The organism is Asaia sp. W19 (assembly GCF_003994335.1).
Taxonomy (GTDB): domain Bacteria; phylum Pseudomonadota; class Alphaproteobacteria; order Acetobacterales; family Acetobacteraceae; genus Asaia.
On record NZ_PNQZ01000081.1, the window covers coordinates 1 to 3,088 of the forward strand.

1 protein-coding gene and 1 pseudogene are annotated in these 3,088 nt (G+C 51.9%); one reads left to right on the top strand and one right to left on the bottom strand.

The window, feature by feature from the left end; genetic code table 11:
* Positions 1-205, bottom strand: a pseudogene (locus C0V97_RS16205) (flagellin C); the annotation flags it as partial.
* A 337-nt stretch (positions 206-542) separates the two neighbouring features.
* Between C0V97_RS16205 and C0V97_RS16210 the strand changes: the two are divergent.
* Positions 543-2,888 carry a glycosyltransferase gene (locus C0V97_RS16210; protein WP_127102154.1) on the top strand — a complete coding sequence of 782 codons (2,346 nt, stop codon included), beginning with the start codon at positions 543-545 and terminating at the stop codon, positions 2,886-2,888.
* The last annotated feature ends 200 nt before the right edge of the window (positions 2,889-3,088 follow it).

Genomic DNA, 3,088 nt, shown 5'->3' on the forward strand with positions numbered 1-3,088 from the left:
AAAGGCCGTCATTCACGGCGGACTGGCCGGAGACGTTGCCCTGCATCTGCTGCGCGATGCCGTAAGCTGCCGCGTTATCTGCAGCGCTCGACACCTTCAGGCCGGTCGAGATGGTGTTTTCTGCATTGCTCAGAGCGGTCTGGGTAGCGTTCAGGGTCTGAACGGCGACCATCGCCGAGGCATTGGTGTTGATTGAAAGGCTCATCGAGTTTCTCCTGGTGCTCGCCCAGATATCGGGCCACGCAATCACCATAAAAACCCAAATGGATAAGAGAAGATTACCAGAACGTACGAAAGGGCTTCTTGGTAGCGATCGTCAAAATGTCGTCAAGAGGTGGGCCGGCGTAGACGTGCGGGCGCAACCAATACGATTCATTAACGAATATGAAACACTTTGGTGGGCGTAATTAGTCTCTGATGTGGGGGCAACTCGTTGTCACTGGTCATTGCCTCATTCAAAGGAACACTACCCCCGCAATGAGGAGCTCGGCGCAGGGCGTCCTCTCAAACGTAAAACCCTACGACAATACGGAAAACGAACGATGGTTCTTTACGTGATCTCCAAAGCGGATGATGCCTCGCTGCGCAAGTTCAGGAAGCGGAATAATCCGGATAATAATTTTGAGATCGTCCCGTCGTTTGATACTGCCGCTCTCGACCGTAATTATATGGTGGAGAATGGCCTCCTTGATCTAGAAACTCGCGCGACCGACGAACAGGTGGCGGACATATTCTCTCACGTTGTGCAATGGAGCCAATGCGTTGCAGACGGGCTGCCACGCACGATTCTTGGTGATAAATCTTCTATTCCCGATGATTTCGAGATACAGGCCAGTCATCTTACGAAGGCGCTGACGGAACCCTGGGATTTGATCGTCTGGGGCGCAGATTATAATAGTCTCATGATTGTTCAGATGCCTAATCAGTTGGGTGATTGTATTCTCAAGTATGATGATCATCCCTCGATTGGACCTGCTGCGCCCATTGGTTCGCAGGGAGGTGGCTCACTCTTGCTGCGACTCAGCGCGATCGAGGGCATGTCAGGATACACCATTTCGCCGCGGGGTGCCTCGACCCTCATGGGCACACTGCCTATCCGCGAATATGCTTACAGGCACAAACTGGCAGGACGTGAGATAAAGGGTGTCTCGCTAAGCATCCTGTTTTCCAGTCTGATCGAACATGGAATGCTCTCAGCGCATCTTTCTTTCCCACCGCTCATCGTTGGCAGACTACCGGAGGATGTGTTCACGTCTGTTGGCGCGGTAGGCGATTCTTTCGACTATGCTCAGGTAGACATCAAGCGATTGCTGGACGACTGTTTGTCGAAGGCGGGCTGTAACCCTGTCGGCGACGCAGAACCCGGCGTTTTTCCCAAACTCATTCACTTCGTTGAGACTACGCCTGAAAAACAGGCTTATGATGAAGTGAATTATTTCTCGGAGAAAAAGCCACCCGGTGTACGGCCTTTTGGTTTCAGCCATTACATGGCTATTCTGTCGGCTGCGAAATGTCATCCCGAATTCAGGATCATCGTCTGGTGTGTCGCCGAGCGTGATGGCGTCTATTGGCGCGCGATAAAAGAAATAGCAGATATCGTCGTCGTGCCTGCACCCCAGCGTGTTTTCGCCAACCCGGTCATGCATCCCGCACATCAGTCTGATATCATCAGAATGAGCGTCTTGCGGGCATATGGTGGCATATACCTGGATCTCGACACAATCACCCTCAAGAGCCTCCTGCCGCTTTGCTCGGCAACGCACACGGTGATGGCTCGGGAGCTTGCGTCGACGCGACCGAGGGTTGAGGCCGAGAGCCTTGGGAACTCGATCATCTTGTCTCCACCAGGTGCTTCCTTCATGGACGCATGGTGGGACAGCTACAAGCATTTCGACTCGCGCTATTGGGCGCATTCATCAACGAAAATGCCTTATCTGATAAGTTTGTCGCACCCAGCATCCGTTGTCGTTCTGCCGCCCGAGGCATTCTTCGTTCCGTCTTGGGATCAGATTGGGCTCAGCAGCCTTTTTGAACAGGCTGTTACATTCCCGGAAGCCTATGTTTTCCATTTGTGGGAAAGTATGTCGTGGCCCGTTCTCAAAGAGATCGACGAACTGAATGTCTCTTCGCGGGTCGATACCTATTCACTTGCGTGCCAAGCCACTCTATCCAGCGCTGATCTAGACCGAATTTCTAAATCCCGGGAGAGCTTCGCGCCATTTCGGGCTCAGTCGGGAGGGGGCAGTGGTCTCTCGCGGGTGTTCAGTGAGATCTACAGAAATAACGACTGGGGTGGTTCTGGAAATATATATTCCGGGGTCGGCTCGGATCCGCACCGGTGCCTGGATTATATCAATTTCATTTGTCACTACATCGGTCGGTTGGGCCATCGCGTCGTGCTCGACATAGGATGCGGAGACTTTCGAGTAGGCGCAGAGATTGCCCGCCGCTGCCCAGAGACGACGTTTCTCGCAATGGACCTCGTCGCTGAAGTTATCGCCGCAAACAGGCAGGTTTATGCCTCTATCCCAAATGTACGTTTTGAAGTTCTCAATCTCGTTGATCAGGTGCCCGCTTATGAGAGCGACCTGGTGATTGTAAAGGATGTTCTTCAGCATCTGTCAAATCAATCAATCCAAAGAGCAATAAGAAATCTTTCTCGACACAAAGAAATCATCTTTGTGAATTACATGCTTACTGAATATCCAATAGTAAACGAGGACAAAGAGGACGGGAAGCATATCAGGGGAGGGCGACTCGATTTCCGAGCCGCCCCTTTCAATATTGACACCACGATGCTGGCGAAGCTCCTCATCAAGGGATCTCCTGGGATCACAGAAGTTGTGCGCTATCGTCCTTGGGATCATGCCGACGAGAGCAAGGCGTAAGACGCTCGTTAATGTTTCGAAACCGGTCGCTTCGTGAGAGATATGGCGGTCAATGTCTCGGGGAGAGCGCTCGTTCAAATTTATCTGATTCGGAGCCTTGGGATTACACGTGATGGATAAGTGGTTGATTACACTCAAGCGTACTCCAGAAAGGCTTGAGGAATTTCGTCGAGACAACCCTAAATTCTCTGATATTCGGC

Excerpts from the sequence above, each read along its gene's own strand:
- C0V97_RS16210 (WP_127102154.1), top strand. The coding sequence starts at position 543 with ATGGTTCTTTACGTGATCTCCAAAGCGGATGATGCCTCGCTGCGCAAG.